The organism is Bartonella sp. CR84HXZ (genome assembly GCF_042194535.1).
In the GTDB taxonomy this organism is placed as follows: Bacteria; Pseudomonadota; Alphaproteobacteria; order Rhizobiales; family Rhizobiaceae; genus Bartonella; species Bartonella grahamii.
In genome coordinates this window covers 1-2,102 of record NZ_JBHIMY010000064.1, presented here as the reverse complement: position 1 = coordinate 2,102, position 2,102 = coordinate 1, and the positions used below count along the sequence as shown (strand labels likewise).

Below are 2,102 nucleotides of genomic sequence, written 5' to 3'. Positions count from 1 at the left end.
AACCCACTGAATCTAAAGAATGAATCTCATTTTTATTTTACTTAACAGCTTGCGTTTTGATACGTTTTGTGCAATAAGGAGACGTTCTTTTATATTTCGATTGGTTACTTTAATCGTTTATTTAGATCGCTAGCTGTTTTGATCATAAAAGCCGTGTCTTAAAGGACGCGGCTTTTTTGCTATAAAGCAGCCCCCCGCACCGTTATTTAGGCTGCTTTGTTTGTGCTTTGTTCACTACCATCAGTATCATCACAAATCTTTTGCTTGCCATTAATTACAGCGTTGCCAGAGATTTTTACACCCTCTGCAATAATAGACCTATTAGAAACACACGCATCATCATAAATTTCTGCTTTTTCATAAATACGAGCATTCTCATAAACACGCGCATTGCCATAAATCTTGACATTTTTGTAGACAAGCGCTTTACCATAAACCCTAGCATGATCAAAAATATGAGAACCTTCGTATACGCAAGAAGACCCTGATACTTTTGCATTGCCATAAACAAAGCCCTTCACATAAGCACTATGCCAAACCTTGGCATTGTCATAAATTTTTGCCTCTATACTAATAAAAGCTTTTCCATAAACAACGGCATTGTTACAAACTTGACCACAAACCTTAGCATGATCATAAACCTTGGCATTGCCATTAACCACACACTTGCCATAAACCCACCCCTTGCCACGAATCCACATGGTACCACTAATACTAGCATTATCAAAAATCTTGGCATTGCCATAAACATGGGTATCACGACCATAAACCTTGGCTTTATCACTCACTATAGCATTACCATAAACTTTAGCATTTTCAGCAACAGCGGCTTCATTACGTACTTTAGCATTTTCACTAACAATAGCATCATATGCCACAATAGCATCATCATAGACCCAGCAATTGCCATCATGAGAGAGGTTATCTTCCTTCTCAATAAAACCACCAAGATCACCAGCCTTGACATCATCGAAATCCCTTAATGCACGAATGCGATAAAAGTGTTTAGGTTGACGGGTTTCAGCATCGTAAACTTTTTTTATTTCGTCTATAAGTTCATATTTTTTGGATACAGTTGTATTGGTCATAGGTAACTCCTAATCTAATATTTAAACAAATTTTTAAATGAAATGGTTATAAGGAGGCGCCCCCGCACCGCCGCTGCTGTCTTATGCTGCTTTTGCAATAGCGTTTGTTAAGACACGCTTGGCTTCTGTCGTAACCAATTTGTAGTGATCAAGCTCTTTTTGTAGATCATTTACATACGATAAACGCGCAGCAATCATTCCCAAAACTTTACCAATTCCCTCAGGAGCTTTTAAACTTTCATAAGAAAATAAATCATTATCTCTAGAGAATAAATCATGATTTTTTGATTGGCTTTTTAATTCATAAAAAGCTTTAACAAGCGCCTTTTTAAATGCACGCACCGTGTCATTATTGCGCATATATGTCATGAGTAAAGTTGCTTGTGATTCATTAAGGATTGCGATTTCCCTTTTTTGACATCCGCCATTTGTTTTAAAGGGTACGATCTCAAATCCAACCCTTCCAAACTCTTCAAAATCTTTAATATTTTTACGTAGCAATCTAATAACAGTAGCATGGCTATTACCTACACCCTCTGCAATTTTTAGAGAATTTGTAACTGCAACGCCATCATCATTGATTGTAACTAGATCTTTCATTGAAAAAACCTTTCTAATAGTTAGTACGTTTTTGATTTAAAAACCCTATAAGGGCATCGGGCGCTCAAAAACACGGCTATTAGTCCGTCGCTATGCTTTTCCCTCGCGAAGGGTATTGTATGGCATAGCTACACCCGATGTAATCAATATATGCTAATAATAGCATAAAAAACAATCAGTATTTTAAAGGCATGGGAAAGGTTGTTACGTAACCCATCCGCTAATAGCTAAGTGTTTTTGAAGCACTTGTGATTCGTTTAACAGAATGACTTTTTAATGTCAATACGTATTTTTTATTTTTTTTCATTTTGATACCTACCTAGTTGAATATCAAGTTCTTTTAAATTTTACTTTTGGTTTTTAGTATAAAATGTAGTGCGTAAATGGACATGTTTATTAAACTGCGTGTATGCA

The 2,102-nt window shown here is 36.1% G+C and carries 2 protein-coding genes; both read right to left on the bottom strand.

Annotated features, from left to right (window positions below):
- Window positions 1-206: 206 nt before the first annotated feature.
- On the bottom strand, window positions 207-1,088 hold the full coding sequence (locus ACFIKD_RS09245; protein ID WP_375647874.1) for a hypothetical protein: 882 nt from the start codon (window positions 1,086-1,088) through the stop codon (window positions 207-209).
- Window positions 1,089-1,169: 81 nt separating this feature from the next.
- Complete coding sequence (locus tag ACFIKD_RS09240; protein WP_252619710.1) at window positions 1,170-1,688, bottom strand: Rha family transcriptional regulator; 519 nt, start codon at window positions 1,686-1,688, stop codon at window positions 1,170-1,172.
- Between the last annotated feature and the right edge of the window lie 414 nt (window positions 1,689-2,102).

Coding starts and splice junctions, on each gene's coding strand:
- ACFIKD_RS09245 (WP_375647874.1), bottom strand. CDS start 1,088: ATGACCAATACAACTGTATCCAAAAAATATGAACTTATAGACGAAATA.
- ACFIKD_RS09240 (WP_252619710.1), bottom strand. CDS start 1,688: ATGAAAGATCTAGTTACAATCAATGATGATGGCGTTGCAGTTACAAAT.